22 protein-coding genes are annotated in these 26,726 nt (G+C 40.5%); 14 read left to right on the forward strand and 8 right to left on the reverse strand.

What is annotated here, in order from left to right:
* Positions 1 to 117 precede the first annotated feature (117 nt).
* Entirely contained in the window at positions 118 to 2,367 is a 2,250-nt protein-coding gene (locus ACOSV2_RS01695) for a ribonucleoside-diphosphate reductase subunit alpha (protein WP_428974264.1), read from the forward strand.
* Between the two features lie 19 nt (positions 2,368 to 2,386).
* Positions 2,387 to 3,424: a ribonucleotide-diphosphate reductase subunit beta gene (locus ACOSV2_RS01700; protein WP_428973695.1), complete on the forward strand. Its 1,038-nt coding sequence runs from the start codon at positions 2,387 to 2,389 to the stop codon at positions 3,422 to 3,424.
* 38 nt (positions 3,425 to 3,462) lie between these two features.
* On the opposite strand, the gene ACOSV2_RS01705 is transcribed toward ACOSV2_RS01700, so the two are convergent.
* Both ACOSV2_RS01705 and ACOSV2_RS01710 read right to left on the reverse strand, forming a co-directional pair.
* Entirely contained in the window at positions 3,463 to 4,929 is a 1,467-nt protein-coding gene (locus ACOSV2_RS01705; RefSeq protein ID WP_428973696.1) for an aldehyde dehydrogenase family protein, read from the reverse strand.
* A gap of 18 nt (positions 4,930 to 4,947) precedes the next feature.
* Positions 4,948 to 5,691 carry an SDR family oxidoreductase gene (locus tag ACOSV2_RS01710; RefSeq protein ID WP_428973697.1) on the reverse strand — a complete coding sequence of 248 codons (744 nt, stop codon included), beginning with the start codon at positions 5,689 to 5,691 and terminating at the stop codon, positions 4,948 to 4,950.
* Positions 5,692 to 5,864: 173 nt separating this feature from the next.
* Here ACOSV2_RS01710 and ACOSV2_RS01715 point away from each other — a divergent pair, with 173 nt between their 5' ends.
* Entirely contained in the window at positions 5,865 to 6,194 is a 330-nt protein-coding gene (locus ACOSV2_RS01715) for a DUF3243 domain-containing protein (RefSeq protein ID WP_428973698.1), read from the forward strand.
* A 42-nt stretch (positions 6,195 to 6,236) separates the two neighbouring features.
* Here ACOSV2_RS01715 and ACOSV2_RS01720 read toward each other — a convergent pair whose 3' ends face one another.
* The 3 genes from ACOSV2_RS01720 to kynA form a co-directional block, all read right to left on the reverse strand.
* Complete coding sequence (locus ACOSV2_RS01720; protein WP_428973699.1) at positions 6,237 to 6,680, reverse strand: SACOL1771 family peroxiredoxin; 444 nt, start codon at positions 6,678 to 6,680, stop codon at positions 6,237 to 6,239.
* Between the two features lie 106 nt (positions 6,681 to 6,786).
* Complete coding sequence (locus ACOSV2_RS01725; RefSeq protein ID WP_034763568.1) at positions 6,787 to 6,987, reverse strand: cold-shock protein; 201 nt, start codon at positions 6,985 to 6,987, stop codon at positions 6,787 to 6,789.
* Between the two features lie 247 nt (positions 6,988 to 7,234).
* Positions 7,235 to 8,074: a tryptophan 2,3-dioxygenase gene (kynA, locus tag ACOSV2_RS01730; RefSeq protein ID WP_428973700.1), complete on the reverse strand. Its 840-nt coding sequence runs from the start codon at positions 8,072 to 8,074 to the stop codon at positions 7,235 to 7,237.
* Between the two features lie 247 nt (positions 8,075 to 8,321).
* Here kynA and ACOSV2_RS01735 point away from each other — a divergent pair, with 247 nt between their 5' ends.
* Entirely contained in the window at positions 8,322 to 8,909 is a 588-nt protein-coding gene (locus ACOSV2_RS01735) for a GNAT family N-acetyltransferase (protein WP_428973701.1), read from the forward strand.
* A 137-nt stretch (positions 8,910 to 9,046) separates the two neighbouring features.
* On the forward strand, positions 9,047 to 9,859 hold the full coding sequence (locus ACOSV2_RS01740) for a YihY/virulence factor BrkB family protein (protein ID WP_428973702.1): 813 nt from the start codon (positions 9,047 to 9,049) through the stop codon (positions 9,857 to 9,859).
* A 41-nt stretch (positions 9,860 to 9,900) separates the two neighbouring features.
* On the opposite strand, the gene ACOSV2_RS01745 is transcribed toward ACOSV2_RS01740, so the two are convergent.
* The gene (locus ACOSV2_RS01745) at positions 9,901 to 11,295 is read right to left on the reverse strand and encodes a peptide MFS transporter (RefSeq protein WP_428974265.1); all 1,395 of its coding nucleotides are present in this window, start codon (positions 11,293 to 11,295) and stop codon (positions 9,901 to 9,903) included.
* 122 nt (positions 11,296 to 11,417) lie between these two features.
* Here ACOSV2_RS01745 and ACOSV2_RS01750 point away from each other — a divergent pair, with 122 nt between their 5' ends.
* The 4 genes from ACOSV2_RS01750 (at position 11,418) to ACOSV2_RS01765 (ending at position 15,884) form a co-directional block, all read left to right on the forward strand.
* Positions 11,418 to 11,660 (forward strand): hypothetical protein, encoded by a 243-nt coding sequence (locus ACOSV2_RS01750; protein WP_428973703.1) that lies wholly within the window; start codon positions 11,418 to 11,420, stop codon positions 11,658 to 11,660.
* Positions 11,661 to 11,717: 57 nt separating this feature from the next.
* Entirely contained in the window at positions 11,718 to 12,773 is a 1,056-nt protein-coding gene (locus tag ACOSV2_RS01755; protein WP_428973704.1) for a M42 family metallopeptidase, read from the forward strand.
* A 460-nt stretch (positions 12,774 to 13,233) separates the two neighbouring features.
* The gene (locus ACOSV2_RS01760) at positions 13,234 to 14,709 is read left to right on the forward strand and encodes a UDP-N-acetylmuramoyl-L-alanyl-D-glutamate--2,6-diaminopimelate ligase (RefSeq protein ID WP_428973705.1); all 1,476 of its coding nucleotides are present in this window, start codon (positions 13,234 to 13,236) and stop codon (positions 14,707 to 14,709) included.
* Between the two features lie 113 nt (positions 14,710 to 14,822).
* Complete coding sequence (locus ACOSV2_RS01765; protein ID WP_428973706.1) at positions 14,823 to 15,884, forward strand: GGDEF domain-containing protein; 1,062 nt, start codon at positions 14,823 to 14,825, stop codon at positions 15,882 to 15,884.
* A 54-nt stretch (positions 15,885 to 15,938) separates the two neighbouring features.
* Here the strand turns inward: ACOSV2_RS01765 and ACOSV2_RS01770 are convergent, their stop codons facing one another.
* Positions 15,939 to 17,156 (reverse strand): NupC/NupG family nucleoside CNT transporter, encoded by a 1,218-nt coding sequence (locus tag ACOSV2_RS01770; protein WP_428973707.1) that lies wholly within the window; start codon positions 17,154 to 17,156, stop codon positions 15,939 to 15,941.
* 172 nt (positions 17,157 to 17,328) lie between these two features.
* On the opposite strand from ACOSV2_RS01770, the gene ACOSV2_RS01775 reads away from it, so the two are divergent.
* The 4 genes from ACOSV2_RS01775 (at position 17,329) to nhaC (ending at position 22,463) form a co-directional block, all read left to right on the forward strand.
* A complete protein-coding gene (locus ACOSV2_RS01775; protein ID WP_113970012.1) occupies positions 17,329 to 17,562 on the forward strand; it encodes a YueH family protein in 234 nt (77 codons plus the stop codon).
* A 178-nt stretch (positions 17,563 to 17,740) separates the two neighbouring features.
* Positions 17,741 to 19,309: a peptide chain release factor 3 gene (locus tag ACOSV2_RS01780; protein ID WP_428973708.1), complete on the forward strand. Its 1,569-nt coding sequence runs from the start codon at positions 17,741 to 17,743 to the stop codon at positions 19,307 to 19,309.
* Between the two features lie 206 nt (positions 19,310 to 19,515).
* The gene (locus ACOSV2_RS01785; RefSeq protein ID WP_428973709.1) at positions 19,516 to 20,544 is read left to right on the forward strand and encodes an EAL domain-containing protein; all 1,029 of its coding nucleotides are present in this window, start codon (positions 19,516 to 19,518) and stop codon (positions 20,542 to 20,544) included.
* Between the two features lie 512 nt (positions 20,545 to 21,056).
* On the forward strand, positions 21,057 to 22,463 hold the full coding sequence (nhaC, locus tag ACOSV2_RS01790; RefSeq protein WP_428973710.1) for a Na+/H+ antiporter NhaC: 1,407 nt from the start codon (positions 21,057 to 21,059) through the stop codon (positions 22,461 to 22,463).
* A gap of 66 nt (positions 22,464 to 22,529) precedes the next feature.
* Here the strand turns inward: nhaC and ACOSV2_RS01795 are convergent, their stop codons facing one another.
* Complete coding sequence (locus tag ACOSV2_RS01795) at positions 22,530 to 23,402, reverse strand: hypothetical protein (protein WP_428973711.1); 873 nt, start codon at positions 23,400 to 23,402, stop codon at positions 22,530 to 22,532.
* A 202-nt stretch (positions 23,403 to 23,604) separates the two neighbouring features.
* Here ACOSV2_RS01795 and ACOSV2_RS01800 point away from each other — a divergent pair, with 202 nt between their 5' ends.
* Positions 23,605 to 26,694 (forward strand): efflux RND transporter permease subunit, encoded by a 3,090-nt coding sequence (locus tag ACOSV2_RS01800; RefSeq protein ID WP_428973712.1) that lies wholly within the window; start codon positions 23,605 to 23,607, stop codon positions 26,692 to 26,694.
* Positions 26,695 to 26,726: the final 32 nt, after the last annotated feature.

A 26,726-nucleotide genomic window follows, 5' to 3' on the forward strand; every position in this document is an offset into this window, starting at 1 on the left:
GCGAGGATTGGAATAGGCACTGTCGTCTATTCATATATCTTTCGTATATAAAGCCCATCCTTCTAGAAGGATGGGCTTTTTTGAATCCTTCCCACACTGTATAAATTGGGAGGAATGATGATGTCAATCGTATCACAGGATCAAAGGATTTCAGAGGAAGCAAAAGCGATTCTTACAAATCTTCACAGTCGCTTTCCACAACTTCATTTTAAAGAATTCGATGAAAAGATTTTTAAGTATGCAGACGGTCAATCTGAATGGAGTAAAGAAAAGCTTTATCATTTCATGATACTCACGGCAGTCGAACGGATCTCTGCCCATGAACCTGATTGGACGTATGTGGCTGCAGAATTATATTTATTGAAACTTTATCGTACAATCGCCTATTCAAGGAGAGTGGAAGAAAGCGCGTTGTACAGTTCCTTTTATGAATTAATTCAAGACTTGACTGATAGGAAACTATATACACCCGCACTATTGGAATCATATAGCAAGGAAGAAATTCACTCTTTGGGGAGGGTCATGGATTCATCTAAAGACCATCTGTTTACGTACATAGGGATCGTCACACTATCAGAGAGGTATTTAACCAAGTCCCATGATGGTGAAATCCTTGAATTGCCTCAGGAGCGATTGCTGATCATCGCCATGACGCTCTTTATGAACGAACCCTGTGATATGCGACTGGCGCTTATTAAAGAAGCTTACTGGGCCCTGTCTAATTTGTATATGACGGTTGCAACCCCTACGTTTGCCAACGCCGGCAAAAGCCATGGTCAGTTATCGAGCTGTTTTATTGATACGGTAGCCGACGATTTAAGAAGTATTTATGACAGTAATACAGATGTTTCCACACTAAGTAAAAACGGTGGCGGTCTCGGTATCTATCTGGGGAAGGTCCGGAGCAGAGGTAGTAATATCAAAGGCTTCAAGGGAGTAAGTTCAGGTGTTATACCATGGATGAAGCAACTAAATAACACAGCCGTATCCGTTGATCAATTAGGTCAACGTCAAGGAGCGATTGCTGTTTATTTGGATGTATGGCATAAGGATATTTTTCCTTTTCTTGATACCCGATTAAATAATGGAGATGAAAGGCAGCGTACTCATGACCTTTTCACTGGAGTAAGCTTACCGGATTTATTCATGGAACAAGTGGAGGATAGAGGGGATTGGTACTTATTCGATCCTCATGAAGTGAGGGTGGTCATGGGATATTCCCTGGAAGATTACTATGATGAGTGTGAGGGAGAAGGTTCGTTCAGGGATAAGTATTGGGAGTGTGTAGAATGTCCCGATCTTTCCAGGGAAGTGGTTCCTGCGATTGAAATTTTCAAGCGGATCATGATTTCCCAGCTCGAAACGGGTACACCCTATATGTTTTACCGCGATTCAGTCAATCGGCTAAATGCCAATGGGCATAAGGGAATGATTTACTGTAGTAATTTATGTACGGAAATCGCCCAGAATATGAGTGCGACCGTCATGGAAGAAGAGGTCATAAAGGACGGTAAAATCATTACCTATAAATCTCCGGGAGATTATGTCGTCTGTAATTTGGCATCTGTTTCTCTAGCCAAAACAATCATGGATGATGAGCTGGAAAGAGTCGTGTCCATAGGAGTGAGATTACTTGATAATGTCATAGATATTAATAAGCTTCCTGTCCTGCAAGCCCAACTGACAAACAGGCGCTATAGAGGGATTGGATTAGGAACCTTTGGATGGCATCACCTCCTTGCATTGAAAGGTTTGAAGTGGGAGAGCGATGAAGCAGTTGATTATTGTGATTCGCTTTACGAGGATGTTGCTTATTACACAATCAAAGCCAGTCATGAATTAGCGAAAGAAAAAGGCTCCTATCCCTATTTCAGCGGTTCCGACTGGTCGACTGGAGAATATTTTTCAAAGAAAGGGTATTCCGGACCGAGGTGGGATGCACTCAGGTATGATGTTTCCTCCCGGGGAATCCGAAACGGATATTTAATGGCGGTAGCACCCAATTCGTCCACTTCGATCATAGCCGGATCTACAGCGAGTATAGATCCCTTATTCAGATTAGAGTACTCGGAAGAAAAGAAAGACTATAAGATTCCCGTTACAGCACCTGATTTATCATCTAAGACGACCTGGTATTACAAAACGGCTTATAACGTAGATCAGCACTGGAGTATTAAACAAAATGAGAAGAGACAGAGACATATAGATCAAGGAATATCGTTTAACTTGTATGTGAGGAATGATATCAAGGCGATCGAGTTACTATCTCTTCATTTAGATGCATGGAAGTCAGGATTGAAAACGACCTACTATGTGAGATCAACATCTGTTTCAAATTTTGAAGAATGTGAAAGCTGCCATAGCTAGCAGGGAGGAAGATGATAACGTGAATGGGTTGAAGCAGCGAATCTTAATAGATTCTGAGGCACCAAATAAATCTACCGGAATTGTAAATGGACAAAGCTCGAATATATTAAACTGGGATGATGTCAGGTTCTCTTGGGCCTATCCAAAGTATAAGAGAATGCTGGGGAATTTCTGGACGCCTTTTGAGATCAACATGGCAAAGGATATCAAGCAGTTCCCTACTCTTTCATCAAGGGAGCAGGAGTCCTTTTTGAAAATCATCGGCTTACTGGCTCTCCTTGATAGTGTGCAGACCGATTACGCCGGTAAAGTGGCAGACTATCTCACGGATTCCAGCCTGAATGCATTGATGATCATTTTGGCACAGCAAGAGGTCGTCCATAACCATTCGTACAGTTACGTGTTATCCAGCATCGTGTCCAAAAAGAAGCAGGATGAAGTGTTTGATTTCTGGAAGAACGATCCAATTTTGAAGAAGCGGAACGAATTTATTACGAATGGATATAAAGGATTTGTAGAATCCCCCACCATTGAGAATCTATTAAAGTCGATCATTTATGATGTCATTCTGGAAGGATTGTTCTTCTACTCCGGTTTTGCCTTCTTCTACAATCTGGCCAGAAATCAAAAGATGGTGGCGACATCGACGATGATTAATTATATCAATCGGGATGAACAGCTGCATGTCGGCTTATTTGAAAAAATTTATAAAGAAGTCCTTAACGAGAATCCTGATTATCAAACGGATGAGCTGCGTGAATTTGGACAAGATGCTTTCAAACGGGCAGCTCTCCTGGAAATAGAGTGGGGAAGAGATATCATCGGATCTCACGTTGAAGGGCTGTTAATGAGCGACCTTGAAGATTATATTAAATTCATGGCGAATAAAAGAGCCAAACAGATGGGGTTTGAAGAACCATTTCAAGGATATAAGACCAATCCACTAAAATGGATCATTGCCTATCAGGAAGTGGATAGAGGGAAGACTGATTTCTTTGAACAGAAATCAAGGCAATATACGAAGACATCGGATGCTAATGGGTTTGATGAACTATAAAAACAAGAGAAGCGAGTCATCAAGACTCGCTTTTCTTATTATCTCTTTTCAATAAATGGCCCGTAGTCTCTTCTCTTATGCTGAACGGCGACCCATTTAACGGTTGTGAATTCTTCAAGACCCCATTCGCCATTGAAACGGCCCAGTCCGGAATCCTTTTCTCCCCCGAATGGCATATGCGGTTCATCATTCACAGGTTCATCATTAATATGAATCATCCCGGTCTTTACTTGGTGAGCCAAATTCGTCGCTCTCTCTATGGAGGAAGAGTGTACTGCTCCACTTAGGCCATATGGGTGTTCATTGGCCAAGCGGATCGCCTCATCGTCATCTTCAAACGGGATGATGGCTGCTACAGGTCCGAAGATTTCATTCTTTGCAATCGGCATTGAGTTGGTCACATGAGTCATTACCGTGGGATACAATAAGTTCTCATCAGCGTTGCCTCCTAATACCACTTCCGCTCCTTGTTCCTTGCTGCTTTCAATATCCTTCAGTATGCGGTCTACTTGATTTTGATCAATTAATGGCCCGATTTGGGTCGTTTTATCTGAAGGATCTCCTGTATTTAGTTCTTTTACACGAGATACAAAAGTTTTCACAAATTTATCGTACATCCCTTTATGAACCATGATCCTATTAATGGACATGCAAATTTGTCCTTGATGATAAAATTTTCCAAATAGGGCTGATTCAACTGCCTGATCGAGATCTGCATCATCAAGAACGATAAAGACGTTGTTTCCACCTAACTCTAGAGCAGTCTTCTTCAGGTTCTTTCCTGCGAGCGCTCCTATTCCACGTCCCACTTCAGTCGAACCGGTAAAGGAAATCAATCTGGGAATCGGGTGCTGAACGATATCATCACCAATTTCTGATCCCTTTCCAACGACTACATTTAACAACCCCTTCGGCAGCCCGGCTTCCTCAAAGATACTTGCAAATAATAAACCGCCTGTCACAGGGGTATGAGTAGCCGGTTTAACAACAACACCGTTTCCGGTTGCTAAAGCCGTTGCAATTGAGCGAACTGCTAAATGGAAGGGGAAGTTCCAGGGGCTGATTACTCCCACAACTCCAAGCGGTTCCCTGTAGACACGGTTTTCTTTCCCGGGTACTTGAGAAGGTAGTATTTTCCCTTCCATTCTGTAAGGGTAGGTTGCCGCTTCCTTCATACTATTTATGGAGACCTTTACTTCGCCTGCGGCTTTCATGTATGTGCTGCCAGACTCTTTAATAAGCCAATCAATGATTAATTCCTGATTGTTTTCGACGACTTCAACGGCTTTTTCCATTACTTCTCTTTTTACTTGAGGAAGTTCCTTCGCCCAGCTTTCTTGAGCTTTTTGTGCTGATTTATAAGCGCTGTCGAGATCCTCTTTATTGGCAGCTTTAATGGAACCAAGCTCTTTATTATTGAATGGGTTTTTATTGAGAATCATATTCTCACTGCTTCCTTTCACCCATTCTCCATTAATAAACAGTTTATCGAATTGTGTATTCATGATTAGTCCTCCTTATGTTTACATGTCTTGTTGGGTAGGGCGTACGATGATTTCATTTACATCTACATGGTCTGGCTGCTCGACGGCGTAAGAGATCGACTTCGCTATATTTTCACTGTCGAGTGGCTTCATGTCACGACCCTCAAACGCGGCTAATATATCTTCGTCTGTAATCGTTTCTGTCAGTTCGGTTGCAACTGCACCAGGACTGATGATCGTTGTACGAATGTTATGAGAAGCGTTCATTTCCTGTCTCAAGCCTTCTGTAATCGCACGAACGGCATATTTCGTCCCGCTATAGACGGAGCTTCCGGGCATGACTTTATGACCGGTTACAGAAGAGATATTGATAATATGTCCTGACTTTTGTTCTTCCATATACGGCAGGACAGCAGAGATTCCATAAAGTACTCCTTTAATATTCACATCAATCATTTGATCCCATTCTTTAATTTTTCTTTTATTTATTAATGAAAGGGGCATGAGTCCTGCATTATTGACTAGAATATCAATATGACCGGCCAATTCTACCGTCTCTTTAGCCAGTTGTTCCATTTCTCCTGCGTTCGTCACATCTGTTACATGGTAAAAAGCCGTTCCGCCCATTTGTTCAATCTCATTCTTCAATTCTTGTAATCGTTCTTCACGTCTTGCCGCAAGCATAACGGTTATATCTTTTGAGGCTAATTCCTTCGCGGTCGCTTGTCCGATTCCACTGCTTGCTCCTGTAATAATGGCAACTTTCTTCTTAACATTCTTCATTTTATTTTGTCCTCCTCATTATTCGGTATCCCTATATTGTTTACACGCTGGAGAAAGTGCTTAAACAAAAAGGAGAGAGTTGGGGATTCGATTACCAATAATATGAAAATAAATGTTTACCTCTCCCAATGGTGGGAATATACATACTAGATTGAATGAGAGGAGAGATTTACATGGCAAATCATTCTACAGAAGAAAAAATGGAGTCAAAGGTGGATAAAACGTTAGATAATATGTCCCAGGACAAAAAAGAGGATATATTATCAAACTTTGATCATTTCAAACAATACTTAGGTAGTAAAGTTTCCTTGGCGGATAAGTTAGGGATGAATGAAGAGCAGCAGGCAAAGGCAGCCCAGAAGGTGGGAGACTATCTTGCAGCTCATGAGGAGCCGAAGAATAGAGAAGAAAAGTTATTACATGAATTATGGAAAGCAGGTAACAAGGAAGAGCAGCATATGCTTGCCCATATGTTAGTAAAGCTTGTTCACGCTGAATCATAAAAAATTAGGGCATCTGAATGGATGCCCTATGCTTATGCTTTTTTACATATGTATTTCAGGGTCTACCTTTACTGTCACATTCCCTTTGATGGCACGGGTGATCATGCAAGACTGCTCCGCCTTCATCAACAATTTCTTGGTAAGGGTTATGTCTTTTTCAGTAGTGGAGGGAGCTAATGTCAGCACAGGGCGGTGGATGATTTCTTTGTATGTAATGATTCCTTTTTCGACTTCCACAATTCCTTCGGATGTCATCGATAAGTCCGTTTTCTCAATATGACTTCGTTCAAGCATCGCGGCCAGAGTGATGATGTAACATGTAGCTGCTGCTCCAAGAAGCATTTCATCAGGGTTTGTTCCTATTCCGGGTCCGTCCATTTCAGTTGGGATAGATATTTTCGTGTGAAAATTTTCCGAGCTCAAGGTACCTGTATCATTTCGCAGCCCCGGCCAATCAGTAGATATATGAAAAGAGTGTCTTGCCATACGAATAAACCTCCTAATAAGCATGGTAAGGTTATTGTATACACTTTTTAATGTGATGGCAAAGAAAAAAGACCCTACAGAGTAGAGTCTTTTGAATTAGCATGAATTATGCTTTAGTAACGTTAGCAGCTTGGTCGCCACGGTTTCCTTGAACGATTTCGAAAGAAACTTTTTGACCTTCTTCTAAAGTTTTAAATCCTTCGCCTTGAATAGCTGAGAAGTGTACGAACACGTCGTCTCCACCTTCGCGCTCGATGAATCCGAAACCTTTTTCTGCGTTAAACCATTTAACTGTACCTTCTAACATAATGTTACCTCCTCGTGTGTTCTCCACACAATTGTATTACTATTCTTGCTCACGTAACTTCAAGGCGAAAAGCTTTAAAAACTTTGTCTATCCTTCCATACCGAACAAAAATAATTCTCTTACATAATATCAGGTAACCTTTTAAAAGGCAACCCTTATAAAACAAGGAATTGGAAAATAGGCAGAAAAATGTGTGAATTTCACTTTAACTATATGAGCCTTTAAAAAATTACATAATGCAAAGGATTTAGAGGTTCGTCCGGACATTCCACAGCTCAGGGAAGAACCGATGATCCAGAACCTTTTTTAGATAGCCTACACCGCTTGAGCCACCCGTCCCCATTTTATGACCGATGATCCGTTCCACTGTTTTCATATGTCTGAAGCGCCATTGCTGAAGCCAATCCTCAATATCGATCAATTTTTCGGCTAATTCGTATAAATCCCAATACATATCCGGATGCTTATAGACTTCTGTCCATGCATCCAATACAGTCTGGTCTTCCGTGTAAGGCTTCTTAAAATCCCGACGAAGTACATCTTCATGAATGGGTAACCCTGCTTTTGATAAGGCAAGGATGGAAACATCATATAGGGAAGGGGCCTCGAATGCCTCTTTAAGCTGAACTGATAACTCAGGATCCTTCTTGTAAATCTCCAATACATGTTTCGTTTTGTAACCGAGTGCAAATTCGATCATTCTATATTGGTAGGATTGAAATCCCGAGGCTTGCCCAAGGCTGTCCCTGAATTGAACATATTCTGAAGGCGTAAGCGTGGATAGCACATCCCAGGCATGAATAATTTGTGATTGAATCTTTGAAACACGTGCCAACATTTTAAATGCAGGAGAGAGTTCCCCTTTTTGGATGGAGGTGATACTAGCTTTGATTTCATGTAGAATCAATTTCATCCATAATTCGCTTACTTGATGAATGATAATGAATAACATTTCATCATGGTGACCGGATAAACGTTTCTGACTGTCAAGTAGTGTATCCAGGCCAAGATATTCACCATAGGTCATTTTATTAATAAAGTCTGTGTATACATCTTCATTCCCCATTGTTTCCTTGTTGTTTACCATATCATTTCTCCCTTTCCTTTCGTCTGCTTCATACAGTGATGCAAGAAAATTTTCTCTCTTTTATTGATTTCTTGAATGAGAGGGAGAAATCCTTTATTAGTTTCGGATGTTTTCTTGAATTTTGTGTTGTTTTTGAATTACCTTGTCTATTTGTTCAATAGTGGCATTCATTCAGAAAAAATTTATTCCTAATATAGTAAGTTGTGTTAATATTAGATCAATTTATTATGCATGTGGGGTGAATGATGTGGAAAAGATTTATCTTTCTTCTAGTTTATTTTTACGCAGGTTAAAGAAAGAAGATTGGAAGGACGTTCATCTTTATGCGTCCCAAGAAGCTGTTTCTCAGTATCAGGCATGGGGCCCGAATTCGGAAGTGGAAACATTAGCGTATGTGGAGGATGTGCTGAAAGCTGAAAAGATGGTTCCGCAAACAAGGTATGTTCAAGCCCTGGTAGATGAGAATACCGCTAAAGTGATTGGGGCAGGTGAAATCATCATCAAGAGCTTCGTTCACCAATCTGGTGAGATTGGGTATGTTCTGCATCCTGATTACTGGGGGAAGGGTATCGGGACTATCCTTGGAAGTGCGTTAGTGAAGAGAGGGTTTTCTGAGTTGAATTTGCATAAAATTTCAGCGACATGTGACCCTCAAAACATTTCCTCTTATAAAGTGTTAACCAAAATCGGTATGACGTTAGAAGGAAGAATCCGTCATGATTTGAAAATGAAAAATGGGTGGAGAGACTCTCTGCTTTTTGGTTTATTAGAGGATGAGTGGAGAAAAGGGGGAGAGAATGAGGCCAGGATAGGGGGCTATCCCGGAAACTCTTAGTATATTTGCACGCTTATCTTATATAGACAAGGGAAATGAAGAGAGGACAAATGATAATGCAAGCTGTTCAAAAATGATTGAATTATGCATGAAAGGGGAAAATAAGAATATCTTTTCCTATTTAGGGGTTTAAAACCATGAATATCTTACATCATTCAAAGAATGTGACAGTTCGATTTTTTAAGGAACGTTTTTTCGATCATTCTGCACAGTTGGCGTATTATTTGTTGTTATCGATCTTCCCGTTTTTAATTTTTGTTTTTTCGTTGATTAGTTATCTGCCCATTTCGGAAACCAATGTATTGCTTCTGATTAAGCCTTTTGCACCTGATAAATCGTACGCCATCATTCAAAATAATATAGATCGTATTTTGTATGACCAACGGGGAGATGTATTATCCATTTCCATCTTCTTTACCTTTTGGCTTTCTTCTATGGCAGTCCAATCCATGGTGAGATCATTGAATAAAGCGTATAAAATCGAGAGAAAAAAAACCTTTCTGGTTGCGTTACTGTATGATCTATTATTGACAGTCGGATTTATGTTCCTTATTTCATTTTCACTCATTGTACCGGTGGTTGAGGAATATATCCGTCATGCACGGTTCACAGAGGGGAAGATTAACGGAGAATGGAGTCAAGCTTGGGTGATAGGCAAATGGGGATTAAGTTCCATTTTTATGTTCATACTCTTCCTGTTTCTTTATATGGTTGTCCCAAGTAAACGAATTTCGTTCCTTCATGTCATTCCCGGTGCACTGGTCGCTACCTTTGGATGGCAAGGGGTTTCATGGTTATACGGAACCTATGTTAAATTGAATGACTACTCCCAGTTTTATGGGCAGCTGGGCAGCGTCATTACCCTGGTTGTATGGTTTTACATTTCCTCCACGATTTTATTGATTGGTGGATTATTGAATGGCAGTGTAGCTGAGAAGAAGGTGAAATAGGAAAACCGCTTGGCTTAATTGCCCAGCGGTTTTCTTATTCTTTACGTAAGGTTCTCTTCCCTCATCATTAAGACAAGCTTTTTAGAAATAGAGAGTAAGACGAAGCCGAGAATAATAGCGGTTGCACCGATGACAGCGAAAATTTCTAAATATCCCAGTGTGGCTGTCAGGGAAGCCAATTGTCCGGCAAGAAGACTCGCCACACCGATTGCAGCCATCCACACCCCCATTAGCAAGGATGCGATTTTAACAGGTGCTACTTTACTGACCAGAGACAAACCAACGGGAGATAAAAACAGTTCCCCAAGGGTGTGCAGAAGGTAAGTAAAGACGATAAACAACAAGTTTGCCTTTACAGTGATGTTCTGTTCATCCGAACCCGTTTGCATGACTGCGGGAATGAGGATCATAAATCCGAGTCCGAGGAGAATCATTCCGATTCCCATTTTTGTCGTCATGTTCAGGTCGCCTCGATTGGATCTTGAAAGCTTTAACCAGACACTTGATAGAATCGGTGCCAGGATCACAATAAACAAGGGGTTAACGGATTGGAACCATGCAACAGGAATGGTGTAGCCGAAAACTTCACGATCGATGAAGTTTTTCGTGTACAAAGTGAAAGAACTTCCTGCCTGTTCAAAGCCAGCCCAGAAGAAAACCACAAAGCAGGCGAGGATAAGGATGGCTGTTGTCCGCTGCTTCTCTTTCTTTGTCAAAGGTACATTCTGGTTTTCGTTCGCTTCTTCAGCTAATGCTTTATTGGGCTTTAGTCCAACGTTTCCGAGATACTTATTATTTAATGTACTAAAGATGATTTGTCCAGTAACCATTCCGATGGAGGATGCAAGGAAAGCCCATTTAAATCCATAGTGCATCGTACCATCCGTAAGCGTTTTGAGAAATAAATCCTCTGCCAGAAACCCTGCAATAAGCGGTGCGAATAATGCTCCAAGGTTAATTCCCATATAAAAAATCGTAAAGGCTGCATCCTTTCGTTTATCATGTCGTGGATAGAGCTCACCAACCAGGGTTGAGATATTGGGTTTGAAGAATCCATTTCCGATCACCAGTAGGGCTAACCCTGCATACAGGCCAGTTTGGGAGTGGGTAAGGAAGATTAAAAAATCTCCACATGCCATTGTAATGCCCCCGATGGTGATGGCTTTTCTTAACCCAATATAGCGGTCCGTAAGCCACCCTCCAAATATTGGAGTGAAATATACACTTCCTGTATAAATTCCGTAGATGGATAAAGCCTTGGCAGGGTCCACACCCAATCCCCCACTAACAAATGCAGTGGTTAAATAAAGGACGAGAAGAGCCCTCATTCCATAGTAACTATACCGTTCCCATAATTCCGTGAAGAATAAGAGATATAATCCTTTCGGATGTTTCTTTCCTTGAGGTAAACTGTCCAGTGTAGATGAGTTCACTATATCACTCCTGTTTCTTTGATGTTTTTTAATGCTTGATTAGGGGAACAGTAACCTTCCTACAAATCCATTCATAGTATCCCCGTTCCTTACATAGGCATGTACAAAAAGGGATGGTGGAAAATATGGGATTTAACGGTTGTTTATATTGTGGTCACCCAAGTTTAACGGAAAGCGAATTAACTTTTAGAGAAGAATATGGTGATGGGCTTACGATTTTGCACCATGGACAAAAGGTTGGAGGGAATATTGGCTTTTACTGCTGTGAGAACTGTGGCTATCTTCATCCGTTCCAAAAAGAGAAAAGAAAGAAATATGAAAGAGAAGCGATTAAAAGATCAGAGCGTATTAGATGGAATATTCGGTAAACAACATTTGTAGTAAGCTTCCAATTGACGGTATAATACGATAAGGGAGGGAGTCAAATGAATACATATCCAGATACAAAGAAAACACTTCAAATCATTAAGGAGCTTGTCGAAATTCCAAGTCCTTCAGGAAACACGAATAAGATTATGAGTTTTGTTGAGGAATATCTATCAGATCTAAATGTAGAATTGAAAAGAAACCGAAAAGGTGCACTTATCATTACAATTCCTGGCGAAGACTCAGGAAGACATCGTATGCTGACGGCCCATGTAGATGCACTTGGCGCCATGGTCAAGGAAATCAAGAGCGATGGACGTTTGCGTTTATCCATGATAGGTGGATTCAGGTGGAATGCAGTAGAAGGGGAGTATTGCCAGATTGAAACCTCTTCAGGCAGAACCTACAGTGGTACCATCCTTATGCATCAAACATCCGTCCATGTATATAAAAATGCAGGTGAAGCGAAAAGGGATGAAACCAATATAGAAGTCCGCATTGATGAAAATGTCCGAAATGCAAAGGAAGTAAGGGATCTTGGCATTGAGGTCGGTGACTTTGTTTCTTTTGATCCCCGTGCTGAAATTACAGAAAGCGGGTTTATTAAATCTCGTCATTTAGATGATAAGGCAAGTGTAGGTATGATTCTTTGCTTGATTCGTCAAATCAAATCAGAAGGAATCACTCTTCCTTATACAACCCACTTTTTAATATCCAATAATGAAGAAATCGGATATGGAGGGAATTCTAATATTCCTGACGAAACCATAGAATACCTGGCTGTGGATATGGGAGCAATCGGTGATGGACAATCAACGGATGAATACACCGTTTCTATTTGTGCAAAGGATTCAAGTGGACCTTATCATTACGAATTACGTAAACACCTAGTCTCATTAGCGGAAGAAAACGGAATCGAATATAAAGTCGATATTTATCCGTTTTATGGATCTGATGCATCAGCTGCAATCCGGGCAGGATTTGATATCGTTCACGGATTGATAGGGGCAGGTATCGATGCTTCTCATGCATATGAGCGAACGCATGAATCGTCCATCCTCAATACGGAAAAATTACTTTGGCACTATGTGCGATCAAAGATGGTTGTAGAGTAAATGTGAAGAGGCTGGGACAAAAGTGTTTTAGTCTAAGTAAAACCCGAACAAATCTGCTTTCTAGTAGGCAGATTTGTTCGGGTTTTTTATTTATTTACGGTACATTTGATTTTAGCTCTTTCCAGCGGTTGATTGGAGTGCAAGACGAAGACTCCTGCGGGAAAAGTAGCTTATGTGAGACCCCGCAGGCTTGCCGAGGAGGCTTACGAGCTACCCGCGGAAAGCGTAGTCTTGCACGGAAATCATTAGCGGTATTAAGAACCTACACTTCTATTGTTCGTCTTTATATCGTGGTTTTTTAGTTTTGTCCCAGTCTCTTTTTTGTTTTAGTCATTGTGAATAGGGGTATGGTGACATTTGTGTGAGAAAAGTTTGTTTTGATTATAGGAGGTATTTCTCTTATCAAAGCGAAGATGATAAGATAAAATAGAAACAATATTAATACAAAAGAGGTAAGCAAATGATTACATATAATCTATTAGACAGCATTAAATTAAAAACCATTTACGGTGAATTACCTTCAGAAATAAACGAAATTCATGTCGATTCCAGAAAAGTGACTGAAGGCAGTATATTTGTATGTACAAGGGGCTACACAGTGGATGGACATGATTATGCACAGATGGCCGTTGAAAAAGGGGCCACCCTGATTGTTGCAGAAAAACAATTGGACATTGATTTAAATAAAGCCGCATTAGTCGTAGTCAAAGACTCATTCAAAGCCTTGGCTCAATTATCAAATAAGTATTATGATTACCCTTCCAGGAAGCTGACGGTTTTCGGCGTAACGGGAACAAATGGAAAGACTACAGTGAGTAATCTGATTCACTCCATCCTGAAAAAAGACAGCCGCAGCTCTGCATTATCAGGCACAATCGGCTTTAATTTAGATGGAGAGTTACTCCCGAGTGAAAACACAACCTGCGACAACTTAACGAACCAGCAGATGCTTCAAAGAGCAATAGATCGCGATATCCACAATTTCACCCTTGAAGTATCCTCACACGGCCTGGCGTTGGGAAGATTATGGGGTATCGACTTCGATGTGGTGGCTTTCACCAACTTAAGTCATGATCATTTGGATTATCACGGAACGATGGAACACTATGGCTATGCCAAAGGTTTATTGTTTTCTCAATTAGGTCAGGACCTTCAAAATCCAAAGTACGCTGTTCTTAATGCGGATGACCAATGGTATGAGCGCTACAGCTATATGACTCCTCATGAAGTGATCAGCTATGGACTTGAAGGGCACGCAGACTTCAAAGCAGAAAATGTAGAATATTATAATGATTTAACGAAGTTTACGCTTGTATCTCCTCAAGGAACCTTTGAGGTGGAAATGAAGTTATTAGGGAAATTCAATGTTTACAATGTACTGACAGCTATGGCTTGTTTGTATGCGAAGGGGATGGAAGTATCGAGACTAGTGGAAATTGTTCGCGATCTCCCACCTGTAAGCGGGAGGATGGAGAAGGTTGAAATGAAAGCACCACTATCCGTTTACATTGATTATGCACATACGCCGGATGCAATTGAAAATGCCATTCAATCTGTCCTGCCGTTTAAAGAAAACAAAATCATTTTCCTCGTTGGTACAGGAGGAAATCGTGATAAGACAAAACGTCCTACCATGGCAGAAAAAGCATCATTAGCAGACTATGTCATCTTAACAACAGACGACCCGCGATATGAAGAATACGATAGCATTCTAAAAGATCTTGAAAAAGGAATGCAGCATCAACAGTATGCTTTGATTGGTGATCGGGCAGAAGCGGTTAAGCATGCAGTGGAAGTAAGTGAACCTGGGGATATTATCATCTTTGCCGGGAAAGGACATGAGGATTATCAGATTATCGAAAATACGAAATATCCTCATAGTGACAAAAATATTGCGATAGAAGAGAGCAAGTTGAAGTACGGTGTAACTGAATAATTTTCTTCTAAGTAGCAGACCAATATGACAGATATTGGTCTGTTTTTTTATAAGGTGATAGACGGATTTCACAATCTTTGGTAAATTTAAACTATAAATTAAACGATGAGAGAATGAAGCTGATGAGATTTTCCTTGTATTTGAATGATTACGAAACAGAGAAGTTATTTTCTACTTTGAGATGGCTGTTTGTAGTGATCGCTACACTCATATTTTACGTACCTCCTTTTTCTGATAATATCACTACCAATAAAGCGGTCTTTCCCTTTTTATTAGTATCGGGTGTCATTTATATGCTTGTGACTCAAATTGCACTTATACGGGCCAGGGATGATAAAAGAAGTCTCCAATTCATCTTAAAAGCAGGAATAATATTCGATTTTTTTGCATTGATCTGGCTGATGTTTTTATCAGAAGGGATTCATAGTCCGCTTTATCCGATTTCCATATTGTTTGTCATGCATGCGACCATTTATTGGAGAACCAAAGGGGCCCTCATTTCTCTTGCGGTATTTAGCATGGTATATCTTTTGATGGGAATGGTGACCGTCAACTTAACTGAATTCCAACATTATTTCACTCTTTCTTTAAATTTGTTTTTCCTCTGGATCATTGGTCTTTTCGGGGCTTTGATCATGCTGCGGGAGCGTGCTCATTATGCGCAAAAGGAAGCCTATCATCATCTCGCCCATCGAGATTATTTGTCTGGCTTATTCAATCAACTATCCTTTCAGGAAAAGTTTAGGCGGAAAGTGGATGCGAATGAATCCTTCACTTTACTCCTGGGTGACATCGATGATTTCAAAAAAGTGAATGATGAATTCGGGCATTTAACAGGGGATGAAGTGATTCGAAAGGTTGGGGAAGTCTTTCGGACTCTCTCGGAGACCTATAAGGGACAGGCCTTTCGATATGGGGGAGAAGAATTTGTCATCATATTGCCTCATTCGGATGACCATGTTATCCATCAGTTTTTAAATGACTTATATAGCCGGTTGGAAACCTTAAAGCCTTTGCCGATTTCCATGAGTTTCGGTCAGGCTGAAACAACGGAAGCCAAAGACCCGGAAAAACTAATCGCACTTGCCGATCAAAGACTGTATGTAGCAAAGAAATCCGGGAAGAGAAGAACCTGTCTTACAAATGATGAACTTTTCATTCCATCTGCAGGCTAGAATAAAAAAAGAAGCTGTCCTCACCCGAGGACAGCTTCTTTTGGTTCATATATATTATACAAACATACCAGCAATTGCAGCACTTAGTAACGAAGCAAGTGCACCGGCAATGACGGCTTTTAATCCTAAGCGGGCGATATCACTTCTGCGGTCAGGGGCAAGGTTACCAAGTCCACCAAGTAAAATACCTAATGAAGAAAGGTTCGCAAATCCACAAAGAGCGAAGGAGATGATGGCTACCGCTTTATCCGATAAGTTCCCGATTTCAGGAGCAAACGCGGAATAAGCAACGAATTCGTTGATGACAAGCTTTTGTCCAATGAAGTTACCAGCGATGACTGCCTCACTCCAAGGAACACCGATAGCAAAAGCAAGTGGAGCAAAGGCATAGCCAAGGATAAGTTCCAGTGAAAGGCTGTCCATGCCGAACCAGCCGCCTACCAAGCCAAGCAATCCATTGATCATCGCGACAAGTGCAATAAATGCCAGTAGCATTGCACCGATATTTAAAGCTAATTGAAGACCGACACTGGCACCTTTAGCCGCTGCATCGATCACATTTGCCGACTCAGAATCCGCTTCCATATCAAGCTCTTTTGGTTCAGGCGTATGATCTGTCTCAGGTACAAATAACTTTGCCAAGACGAGGCCTGCAGGAGCTGCCATGAAGCTTGCTGCCAGTAAATATTCCAAAGGAACACCTAATAAGGAATACCCGACTAATACGGAACCGGCAACGGAAGCCAGTCCACCTGTCATGACTGCGAAAAGTTCCGATTCAGTCATTCTGGACAGATACGGTCTTACTACTAACGGAGCCTCGGTTTGTCCGACGAAAATATTCGCTGCTGCAGAAAGTGACTCGGCCTTTCTTGTTCCTAGGAGCTTTGCCAGTCCGCCACCTAAAATTTTAATGAAAAATTGCATGATTTTAAGATAATAAAGGACTGAAATTAAAGCAGAAAAGAAAATAACGACGGGAAGGACATTAAACGCAAAAATAAACGCTATATTGGATTCTTCCGTATAAAGACCACCAAAAAGGAAGGTGATTCCCTCGTTTGAATAATTGATAATAGCGTTTACAACTTGAGTCAATCCTTTAAGGGAATTTTGGCCCCAAGAAGTTTCCAACACGATAAAAGCGAAGAATAACTGTATAGCTAGTCCTCCAAGGACGGTTCTGAAATTAATACTCTTTTTGTTCGTAGAAAATGCAAAAGCAATTCCCAGAACGACAATGATACCCATGATACCCCATAAATATTGCACTTCTTTCACCTCTTCAAATTTTAAGTTTGTAACTTGATGCTTTCGGTTTTTTATTTTACAATTCTTTCAGACGTCTGACAACCTACAATTAAACGATTTTCGTAAAGTTGTACGGACAACATCGTCTTAAGTATGCGCCAATAAAGCGTTTTCATGAAAGGGGATACACATTATGAAGATCAGAAAAAATTTTTTGGAAGGCTTGGAACAAAAAGTATATATCTATGAAAACAAGAAAGATGAATTCATATTAATTGCAGTTCCGGATATTCGATGGTCTTATTCTTTTACATATGATGAAGATAATATACAAACAAAGTTACTGGAGTCATTACAGGAAAGGGTATCAAAAGAATCAGCAGAAACATTAAGTTCCCGGATTGTTCAATGGACAAGGGAAATGTAAGACTGCTTAAAGTCATTTTTTGGTGAATCAGTACACAGTAGAGAAAAATACAAATTCCTACCTATAGGAAATGATGCGGGAAACATGCCTGATTTACCAAGGTGTTGATTCTTAGTTGCATTGTCACTTTAGAACGAATATGATGAGAAAGTGAGAATGACGAGAAAGGATTTTATGAATGAAAATAGACTTTATACAGGAAGTTAAGTCAAGACGGACTTTCGCTATTATTTCCCACCCGGATGCCGGGAAAACAACATTAACTGAGCAACTTCTTCTCTTTGGAGGAGCGATTCGCGCAGCTGGAACTGTAAAAGGTAAGAAATCAGGCAAGTTCGCTACATCTGACTGGATGGAAATTGAGAAGCAGAGAGGGATCTCGGTCACTTCTTCTGTGATGGCTTTCGACTATGATGATTATCGGGTGAATATACTGGATACACCTGGCCACCAGGACTTTTCTGAAGATACTTATAGAACGTTGATGGCTGTTGATAGTGCGGTTATGATCATCGATTCAGCGAAAGGGATTGAGACACAAACCTTAAAGCTTTTCAAAGTTTGCCGAATGAGAGGCATACCGATCTTCACATTCATTAATAAGCTCGACCGTCAAGGACGTGAGCCATTGGAATTATTGGAAGAGCTTGAAGAAGTACTTGGAATTCAATCTTATCCGATGAATTGGCCGATAGGAATGGGGAAAGAATTCTTAGGCATCTATGATCGCTTCAATAATCGAATTGAGCAATTCCGCGTGGAGGATGAAGATCGTTTTATTCCCTTAAACGATGAAGGGGAAATTGAGGGTGCACACTCCCTTAAGGAAAGCAATCTTTATGATCAAACCCTTCAAGATGTGTTGCTTCTGAACGAAGCAGGTAACCAGTTTTCACGTGAGAGAATAGCAAGTGGAGAGCTTTCTCCCGTTTTCTTCGGTAGTGCATTGACGAATTTTGGTGTTCAAACGTTTCTTGAAACGTATTTACAATTTGCACCATCTCCTCAGCCAAGGAATTCTGACGCTGGTGAAATTGAGCCGACGGCAGAGGAATTTTCTGGTTTCGTGTTCAAGATTCAAGCCAATATGAATCCCGCTCACCGTGACCGGATTGCATTTGTCCGCATCTGTTCAGGACAATTCGAGAGAGGGATGACGGTTAATCTTGCCCGCACAGGTAAATCCATTAAGCTTGCTCAGTCTACACAATTTCTTGCAGACGACCGAAGCACTGTAAATGAAGCTGTGAGTGGGGATATTATCGGGGTTTATGACACGGGTACGTATCAAATTGGTGATACGCTTGTTCAAGGAAAGCAAGGCTTCCAATATGAAAAGCTCCCTCAATTTACACCTGAACTTTTTGTTCGTGTTACAGCTAAGAATGTCATGAAACAGAAGCACTTTCAAAAAGGAATTCTTCAACTGGTTCAAGAAGGAGCCATCCAATATTATAAGACCCGTACGGAAGATATCATTCTTGGTGCAGTCGGGCAGCTTCAGTTTGAAGTATTTGAGCACAGAATGAAAAATGAGTACAACGTTGATGTGAAAATGGAACCCATTGGATCAAAAATAGCAAGATGGATTGAAAACGAAGAAGATGTGAAAGAAACAATGTCAAGCTCTCGAAGCATGCTGGTAAAAGACCGTCATGACAACCTGGTCTTCTTGTTTGAAAATGATTTTGCCATGAGATGGTTCAATGATAAAAATCCGGATATTCGATTATATAGTTTGATGTAAAGGTAGTGAACACCCCTCAAGGTTTGGACTTGGAGGGGTGTTTTTTGGTAGGTGGAATGGAGATTGTCACCTGGATTCAATTGAACTTTTTACCATTATCAAGTGAATTTATCCTGGAATAAATGTATATTAGTAGCATTATATAGGTGAATAGTCTTAGTATATACATATAGGGGAAATTTTCATAAGTAAGGGAGAGAGTTGAAATGAACATCGCTTGTGCAAATTGTGCTGTAACCATGGAGTATCATGATACAGGGTACTTTTTTTTACATAATGCTCAAAATGATACTGTACCGTTGGAGGGATATGCTTCGCAATTAGAAGATGGTACATATGTTTTTCTATATGAAAATCTGAATATACTATATGAAAAGCTTGTTAGAGTAGAGAAGTTATTGGAAGGATATGGATGGACGTGCAGCATTAATTGTACCAACCAGCCCGGATCGGTGATGGAAGTAGGCAAATTCATGCTATTAATGAAGCATAGAGAAATGGTAGAGATGATTCAGGATGGTAAATTCACCAGTCACCTTCAACCAATCATTGATTTAAGAGATTACAGTCTCTTTGGTTATGAATCTCTCTTGCGTGCAGAGGGTCATTCCAAAAAGATAAATCCAGGAACATTATTTGAAGTTGCTGCAATCACAGGCTATCACTCCATGTTAGACCAGAAAGCAAGGAAATCGGCAATCGAGTGCCGTGAGGGTCAGGTGAATCCTGGTATTAAAAGTTTCATAAACTTCCTTCCTTCCACGATTTATAATCCAGAATTCTGTTTGCGTCATACTTTTAAGATTGTAAACGAGATCGGGGTGAATCCTGAAGATCTTGTATTCGAAGTTGTGGAGACAGAGAAAATTGAGGATGTGGAGCATCTAAGATCGGTCCTTGATGTATATAAGCGTGAAGGAATGAAAGTGGCCCTTGATGATGTTGGATCCGGGTTTGCCACGGTCGAAATGCTGACTCTCCTTAAGCCTGACTATGTGAAAATTGACCGATCTTTTATCAACCATTGTGACAGCGATGCAGAAAAACAGGAGTTTTTACGTAAGGTTATGAAGATTGCCAGGAAGTTGGACATCCTTGTATTAGCAGAAGGGATTGAGAGAAAAGAAGAACTGCTCTTTTGTAAAGAAATCGGTGTTCATTATGCCCAGGGTTATTTCATCGGAAAACCTGTTCGTGAAGCAAAAGAACCATTTACACACTCTCTATTTGTATAGCTAAAATGACCTCTCTTCTTACAAAGGAGGTCATTTTTTTAATGAAAATCATTGACATATTTCAATACGATGATAAAATACTACTATAATTACTTTAGTGCATAAAAGCTTAAAAGCGTTTAAGAGTAAAAGAGGATGATGCCCTTTCGAACTTTTAACGTTTTAATCTTATATCTTTGTCTTGAGCAACGAAGTAGGAAATAGGTAGACAGCAATCAGAGACTAGGCGGCAGGTGTAAGCCTAGGTCCATTATTTCTGAATTACATTGCTTATAAATCCTCTAAGTAGATGAGGCTTTATCCAGGGACAAACCTTTATGAAGTGGGAATAAACAAATTGTCAACTATTCTTGAATAGTAGTGAGTGAATAGTGGGAATGTATGACAATAGGTTTATTCCAATTAGGGTGGTAACGCGGAGAACTCTTCGTCCCTATTCGGGATGGTGAGTTCTTTTTGTTGTTCTCTCTATTCCCATTCATCAATTTCACCTTAGAGAAGGAAGTGTTACTATGTTAAACATTCAAAGCGTAAACAAACCAAAGGTTATAGAAGCATCAGTGATATTGCTCGCTGTACTGGGGATCATTAGTGGCAGTATTATTGGGCTCGAATCAGTCCCTCACATTCCCATTATCCTTTCACTCTTCTTTTTAATGGTGTATGGACTTAGTCGCAAGGTGAAATTCAAAGAGATTGAACAGGGAATGATTGTTGGGGCACAAGGTGGCTTGGGAGCTATTTTACTCTTCTTCTTCATTGGTCTTCTTGTGAGCAGTTGGTTACTCAGTGGAACCATTCCCACATTGATGTTTTATGGGTTTGAATTTGTATCACCCCATTATTTTTATGCGATTGCGTTTTTGCTTACATCCTTGAGCGGCATCGTCATTGGAAGTTCATTGACGACGGCGGCAACCATAGGTGTGGCACTTATCGGAATTGGTGAGGCGATGGGACTGTCCATGAGTATCACAGCAGGAGCGATTGTTTCAGGAGCTTTTTTTGGAGATAAGATGTCGCCATTATCAGACACAACGAACCTGGCTTCTTCTATAGTGAAGGTGGATTTGTTTACTCATATCCGTAATATGGCCTGGACAACTGTCCCTGCATTCATTATTACACTCATCGTTTTTGGGTTTTTATCACCGGAAACAAGTGATGTCAATTTAACACAGCTGAAATCGTTACAGGATGGATTGGATCAAACAGGTCTGATTCATTGGTACAGTCTCGTTCCTGTATTATTACTCATTGTTCTCATCGTATTTAAGACCCCTGCACTACTGACACTTGCGATCAATATAGTGGTCTCAATCGGCCTTTCGTTCTTACATGGGTCCTTGAAGCTGAATGAATTGTTTCAGGTGTTATTTTCAGGATTTGAATCCAAAACAGGGGTGGAATCCATCGACTCACTTTTAACAAGAGGAGGAGTGAACAGCATGATGTTTACGATTTCCCTTGTCATTCTCTCTTTAAGTCTCGGTGGATTATTGTTTAAGCTTGGAATTATTCCTGTGTTGCTTAATAAAGTTTCAACGATCCTTCAATCAGGAAGAAGAACGATTCTTTCAACGGCTCTATCGGCCATTGGTATAAACCTCGTTGTAGGGGAACAGTATCTGTCCATCCTTTTGACGGGAGAAGCCTTTCAATCTCAATATAAGAAGCTTGGGTTACATCCCAAGAACTTATCACGTACGTTGGAGGATGCTGGAACGGTCATTAACCCGTTAGTGCCATGGAGTGTATGTGGTATATTCTTGACTGATGTATTAGGAGTCGCCACGATAGAGTATTTACCGTTCGCTATCTTTTGTCTCATTTCTCCCGTCATAACCATTCTATATGGATTTACCGGCTGGACCATTGAGAAAGAACAAACTGAAACGAATCCAATTGCATCAAACTAACATTTTATAAAAAGAAGTAAAAAGGACTGTCCTCGTCATTCATCGCATTTTTTTCTAAAAGATGAGTTATCGAGAGGGCAGTCCTTTTCGTGTGATTTCAACATAATTAGGGAAATGATGATTGTAATAATATCCGCCTATTGCAATCACAGAAAAATGAAAAAGGGGAAGTATCATTATCATAATCGGGCTTTTTAATAGCAACACACCTTCTTGGACCATGAATACTTCTATGGTTAACAGGAAAAGGATGGTCAACAGTGCATATTGCTTATCCTTAATTCTAAAGAAGATCACCAGTGTATAAAAGTAGGTGGTAAACCAAATGTATATCGCATTTCCCGCAATCAAGTCCCGTGTAGGATTAGAGAAATGATTTAATGGGATGATATATAGTTCCATAAGGGATGAAAGAATCCAGGCAAATGAAAGAGAGACGGTCGACAGAGCAAAAAACAAGGTAATGAATAGTACATAGTGATTAGGATCATCTTCAAGCAGCTTCCACCATGCTTTAGACAGGATGACAGAAATGATTAAGAAAAATGATGTGTAATACGATTGCCACCAATGGTGTTCATACAAATCTGAATAGGTGAACCATGTTTCAATGAGAAAGAATAAACCAATGATCAAGGCAATCCGTGTCGCTCTTAAATGATAGACAACAATATACGTGAGCGCGATCGGCACTGAAAAGGCCTGAGAACTGATCGATCCTAACACACTGTCATTGTAATTATTCGATAATATATGGGGATGATACGTATAGCTGTTAAATAAAACAAAGATGATATATTCGAATACATAAGCTAAACCCGAAATGAAAAGCCAAAATAATAAAATCCGAGCAGACATATGACGGTTCTTAACGACAATTATGACTAACAGGATAATGCTGATAAGACTAAGGGATACAAATGGAACCCAATTCGCCATGCTATTGCTCCTAACGTTTCAGTATAAAAATAGTGTTTACAGATTAGGTGTATTTATTTATCGAGGTGAATAATTTGTGAACATTTTCTATTGTAGCCGCTTTAATATTGAAGGATTTTCCTGAAGAGACTATAGTTAACATTAACTGCTTCCGTACCGTAGTGAACGATATAGATATAGATATAGAAAGGGGAGCGCCCGTTTGAAAATTAGTGATTTTTCCATACGCCGTCCTGTATTCACCATTGTCACCATGCTACTCATTCTTATTCTTGGAGGAGTTTCCCTCCTCCGAATCCCATTAAAGCTCATTCCTGATCTGAATCCTCCAGTTGGGGTCGTCGTGACTAATTATCCTGGCGCAAGTCCTGAAGAAGTGGTGGAAAAGTTGACAAAACCACTGGAAGAGAGCTTGTCCACTTTACCAGGAATGAAAAACATCCAATCTACTTCCAGGGAAGGCTCGAACTTCATTCTCCTTGAATTTTCATGGACAACCTCCATTGATGAGATAGAAAATGATGTACTTCAAAGAATAGATCAAACTCCACTTCCAGATGGGGCGGATAATCCCAGGTTTCTTAAGTTCGATCCGGCCCAATTTCCTATCATTCAATTCTCTTTGCGTGAAGAGGGTAAGGAAAGTAATTTAAAAACGCTATCTGAGAATTTGAAGTTGGAATTAACGCGGGTTGAAGGAGTGGCCAATGTAAACGTTTCTGGTTCACTCCAGGATGAAGTGGTCATTGAATTAAATCAACAAGCGCTGAAAGATAATCGTCTAAGTCAATCTGACGTTATTAACACAATTAGAGCAAATAATGTAACATCACCTGGGGATACCATAGAAACTGATGGACTAACCTTAACCACTCGTGTTATGAGTGAATTACAGTCCGTTGATGAGCTGGAAAAATTGGTGCTCCAAGTGAATCCTCAAAATGGTAAGAAGATTACCCTTGGGGAAGTGGCGGCTGTTGAGAAGAAACAGCAGGACACGAATACGATCACTCGTGCCAATCAGGACTCTGCCATCCTTTTTAGTGTGTTACAACAATCCGACGCAAACACGGCTTCTGTTTCAAAAGCCTTTCAAGATGAGCTGGATCGTCTACTTCAACAAGACCAATACAAATCAATCAAAGCAGACATTCTCTTTGATCAGGGGGACTACATTACACAAGCGATAGGAAATATTGCAAATTCCCTTATCATTGGCGGGGCTTTTGCCATGCTTGTTCTATTTCTATTCCTAAAGAATGTAAAGAGTCCGTTAATCATTGGTGTGGCAATTCCATACTCTGTCATCGTTACATTTGTCTTAATGTTCTTTGCTGATTTTGCTTTGAATATCATGACTCTCGGAGCACTTGCCCTTGGAATTGGAATGCTTGTGGATAATGCCATTGTTGTAATTGAAAATATTTATCGGCACCTTTCTCTTGGGAAAACACCGAGAGAGGCTGCGAGTATCGGAGCCAAAGAAGTGGGTGGAGCCATTACGGCATCTACTTTAACAACAGTTGCAGTGTTTTTACCTGTTGTCTTTATTTCAGGTTTGCTGGGTGAATTATTTACCGAATTTGCCCTGACCATTTCTTTTAGCTTATTAGCATCCCTCGTTGTAGCCTTAACGGTCATCCCGATGTTAGCAAGCAGATTATTGAAGAAGCCTAAAGGAAATCTCGAAGCGAAGCGCAGGCGCTCAAAAAGCAGAAAAACATTTGCCAGATCTATCAAGTGGGCCCTTCGTCACAGATTCATCGTCCTGTTTATTACGGCACTCACTCTGGTCGCTGGCGGTTTCGGCTTAACGACAGTAGGAACACAGTTTTTACCTCCTACGGATGAAGGTTTTTTCAATATGAGGGTCGAATTAGATAATGGAGCATCCGTGGAAGAGACAAACAAAGTTGTAAATGCAATTGAAGATAGGCTGGAAAAGGAAAAAGATGTCGATGTTTTTGTAAGCCTGGTCGGTACAACTCAGGAAGAGTCCTTTAGAGGAAGTTCAAAAGGGAATATTGCTGAAGTGTACGTGAAAATGAAGCCTTTAGAAGATCGTGAGAGATCCATATTCACTTTTGCAGATGAAGTAAAACCTGAGATAGAAAAAGCTGCGAAAAAGGTAAATGATTCATCGGAAATTTCTTTTAACCTTCAGTCAACATCAGGTTCAAGCCCTCAAACCCTGACGTTCAATTTAAGGGATACAGATCCAAATCGATTGGATCAATCTGTCGATATATTATTCAATTCTTTGAAGGGTATGGAAAACGTCTCAGAAGTGACGACGGATCAAATGGAAACGGTCAAAGAAGTTCAAATGAAAGTGAACCGTGACAAAGCTCTCGAACAAGGGTTGGCCCCAGCTCAGATAGGCACCCTTGTACAGGATGTAACACGAGGTGTATTGGCGACTCAAATGGTTACAGAGGCGTCTGATGTCATAAACGTCTTCGTACAATACGACCGTAATATTACGGAGAATCTGGACTCCCTGAAGAAACTACTTATCCCTAACGGACAAGGGAAGTATATTCAATTAAATTCTGTAGTGGATTTTTCGATAGAAGATGGTCCTGTCAGTATACAGAGAATCGATCAGCAGCACGCAGTTCAATTCACTTTGAAGTATTCTTCGTCCACCAATCTCGGGGCAATCTCGAAAGCTGTGGATGAGAAGATAGAATCTTTGGAACTTCCGAACGAGACATTGGTTTCATTCAGTGGTGACAGGGAGTTATTGGAAGACTCCATTGACGATATGGCACTTGCACTTGGACTGGCAATTGTTCTTGTGTATATGGTCATGGCTGCACAGTTTGAATCATTTAAGTATCCATTCGTCATTATGTTTACAGTTCCGCTCATGGTCATCGGGGTCGCAATAGCGCTGGCGGTAACTCAAACACCTATAAGCATTTCAGCGATCATTGGTGTCATTGTCCTGGCAGGCATTGTTGTTAACAATGCGATTGTGATTGTCGATTACATCAACCAGCGTAAAGAATCAGGAATCAATAGCTTTGATAGTATTGTTGAAGCGGTTCAAGACCGGGCACGGCCGATATTAATGACCGCATTGACGACTATACTTGGCTTGTTACCTCTTGCCCTGGGACTCGGGGAAGGTACTGAGATCAATCAGCCGATGGGTATAGCCGTCATTGGTGGGTTAATAAGCAGCACACTGTTAACGATTTATGTCATTCCGATCGTATACAGTTTCTTTGATAAGGAAACGAGAAGAATGAAGAGAAATCGTGAAGCATACGGTAATAAAGAATAGTCAAAGTCAAACGAGCCAACCTGACAGCTAAG

It is taken from the genome of Rossellomorea sp. DUT-2, from assembly GCF_052665285.1.

Bases quoted from the DNA above. Each gene is read 5' to 3' on its own strand.
- ACOSV2_RS01695 (WP_428974264.1), top strand. From the start codon at position 118: ATGATGTCAATCGTATCACAGGATCAAAGGATTTCAGAGGAAGCAAAA.
- ACOSV2_RS01705 (WP_428973696.1), bottom strand. From the start codon at position 4,929: ATGAATACACAATTCGATAAACTGTTTATTAATGGAGAATGGGTGAAA.
- ACOSV2_RS01710 (WP_428973697.1), bottom strand. From the start codon at position 5,691: ATGAAGAATGTTAAGAAGAAAGTTGCCATTATTACAGGAGCAAGCAGT.
- ACOSV2_RS01715 (WP_428973698.1), top strand. From the start codon at position 5,865: ATGGCAAATCATTCTACAGAAGAAAAAATGGAGTCAAAGGTGGATAAA.
- ACOSV2_RS01720 (WP_428973699.1), bottom strand. From the start codon at position 6,680: ATGGCAAGACACTCTTTTCATATATCTACTGATTGGCCGGGGCTGCGA.
- ACOSV2_RS01725 (WP_034763568.1), bottom strand. From the start codon at position 6,987: ATGTTAGAAGGTACAGTTAAATGGTTTAACGCAGAAAAAGGTTTCGGA.
- kynA (WP_428973700.1), bottom strand. From the start codon at position 8,074: ATGGTAAACAACAAGGAAACAATGGGGAATGAAGATGTATACACAGAC.
- ACOSV2_RS01740 (WP_428973702.1), top strand. From the start codon at position 9,047: ATGAATATCTTACATCATTCAAAGAATGTGACAGTTCGATTTTTTAAG.
- ACOSV2_RS01750 (WP_428973703.1), top strand. From the start codon at position 11,418: ATGGGATTTAACGGTTGTTTATATTGTGGTCACCCAAGTTTAACGGAA.
- ACOSV2_RS01755 (WP_428973704.1), top strand. From the start codon at position 11,718: ATGAATACATATCCAGATACAAAGAAAACACTTCAAATCATTAAGGAG.
- ACOSV2_RS01760 (WP_428973705.1), top strand. From the start codon at position 13,234: ATGATTACATATAATCTATTAGACAGCATTAAATTAAAAACCATTTAC.
- ACOSV2_RS01765 (WP_428973706.1), top strand. From the start codon at position 14,823: ATGAAGCTGATGAGATTTTCCTTGTATTTGAATGATTACGAAACAGAG.
- ACOSV2_RS01775 (WP_113970012.1), top strand. From the start codon at position 17,329: ATGAAGATCAGAAAAAATTTTTTGGAAGGCTTGGAACAAAAAGTATAT.
- ACOSV2_RS01780 (WP_428973708.1), top strand. From the start codon at position 17,741: ATGAAAATAGACTTTATACAGGAAGTTAAGTCAAGACGGACTTTCGCT.
- ACOSV2_RS01785 (WP_428973709.1), top strand. From the start codon at position 19,516: ATGAACATCGCTTGTGCAAATTGTGCTGTAACCATGGAGTATCATGAT.
- nhaC (WP_428973710.1), top strand. From the start codon at position 21,057: ATGTTAAACATTCAAAGCGTAAACAAACCAAAGGTTATAGAAGCATCA.
- ACOSV2_RS01795 (WP_428973711.1), bottom strand. From the start codon at position 23,402: ATGGCGAATTGGGTTCCATTTGTATCCCTTAGTCTTATCAGCATTATC.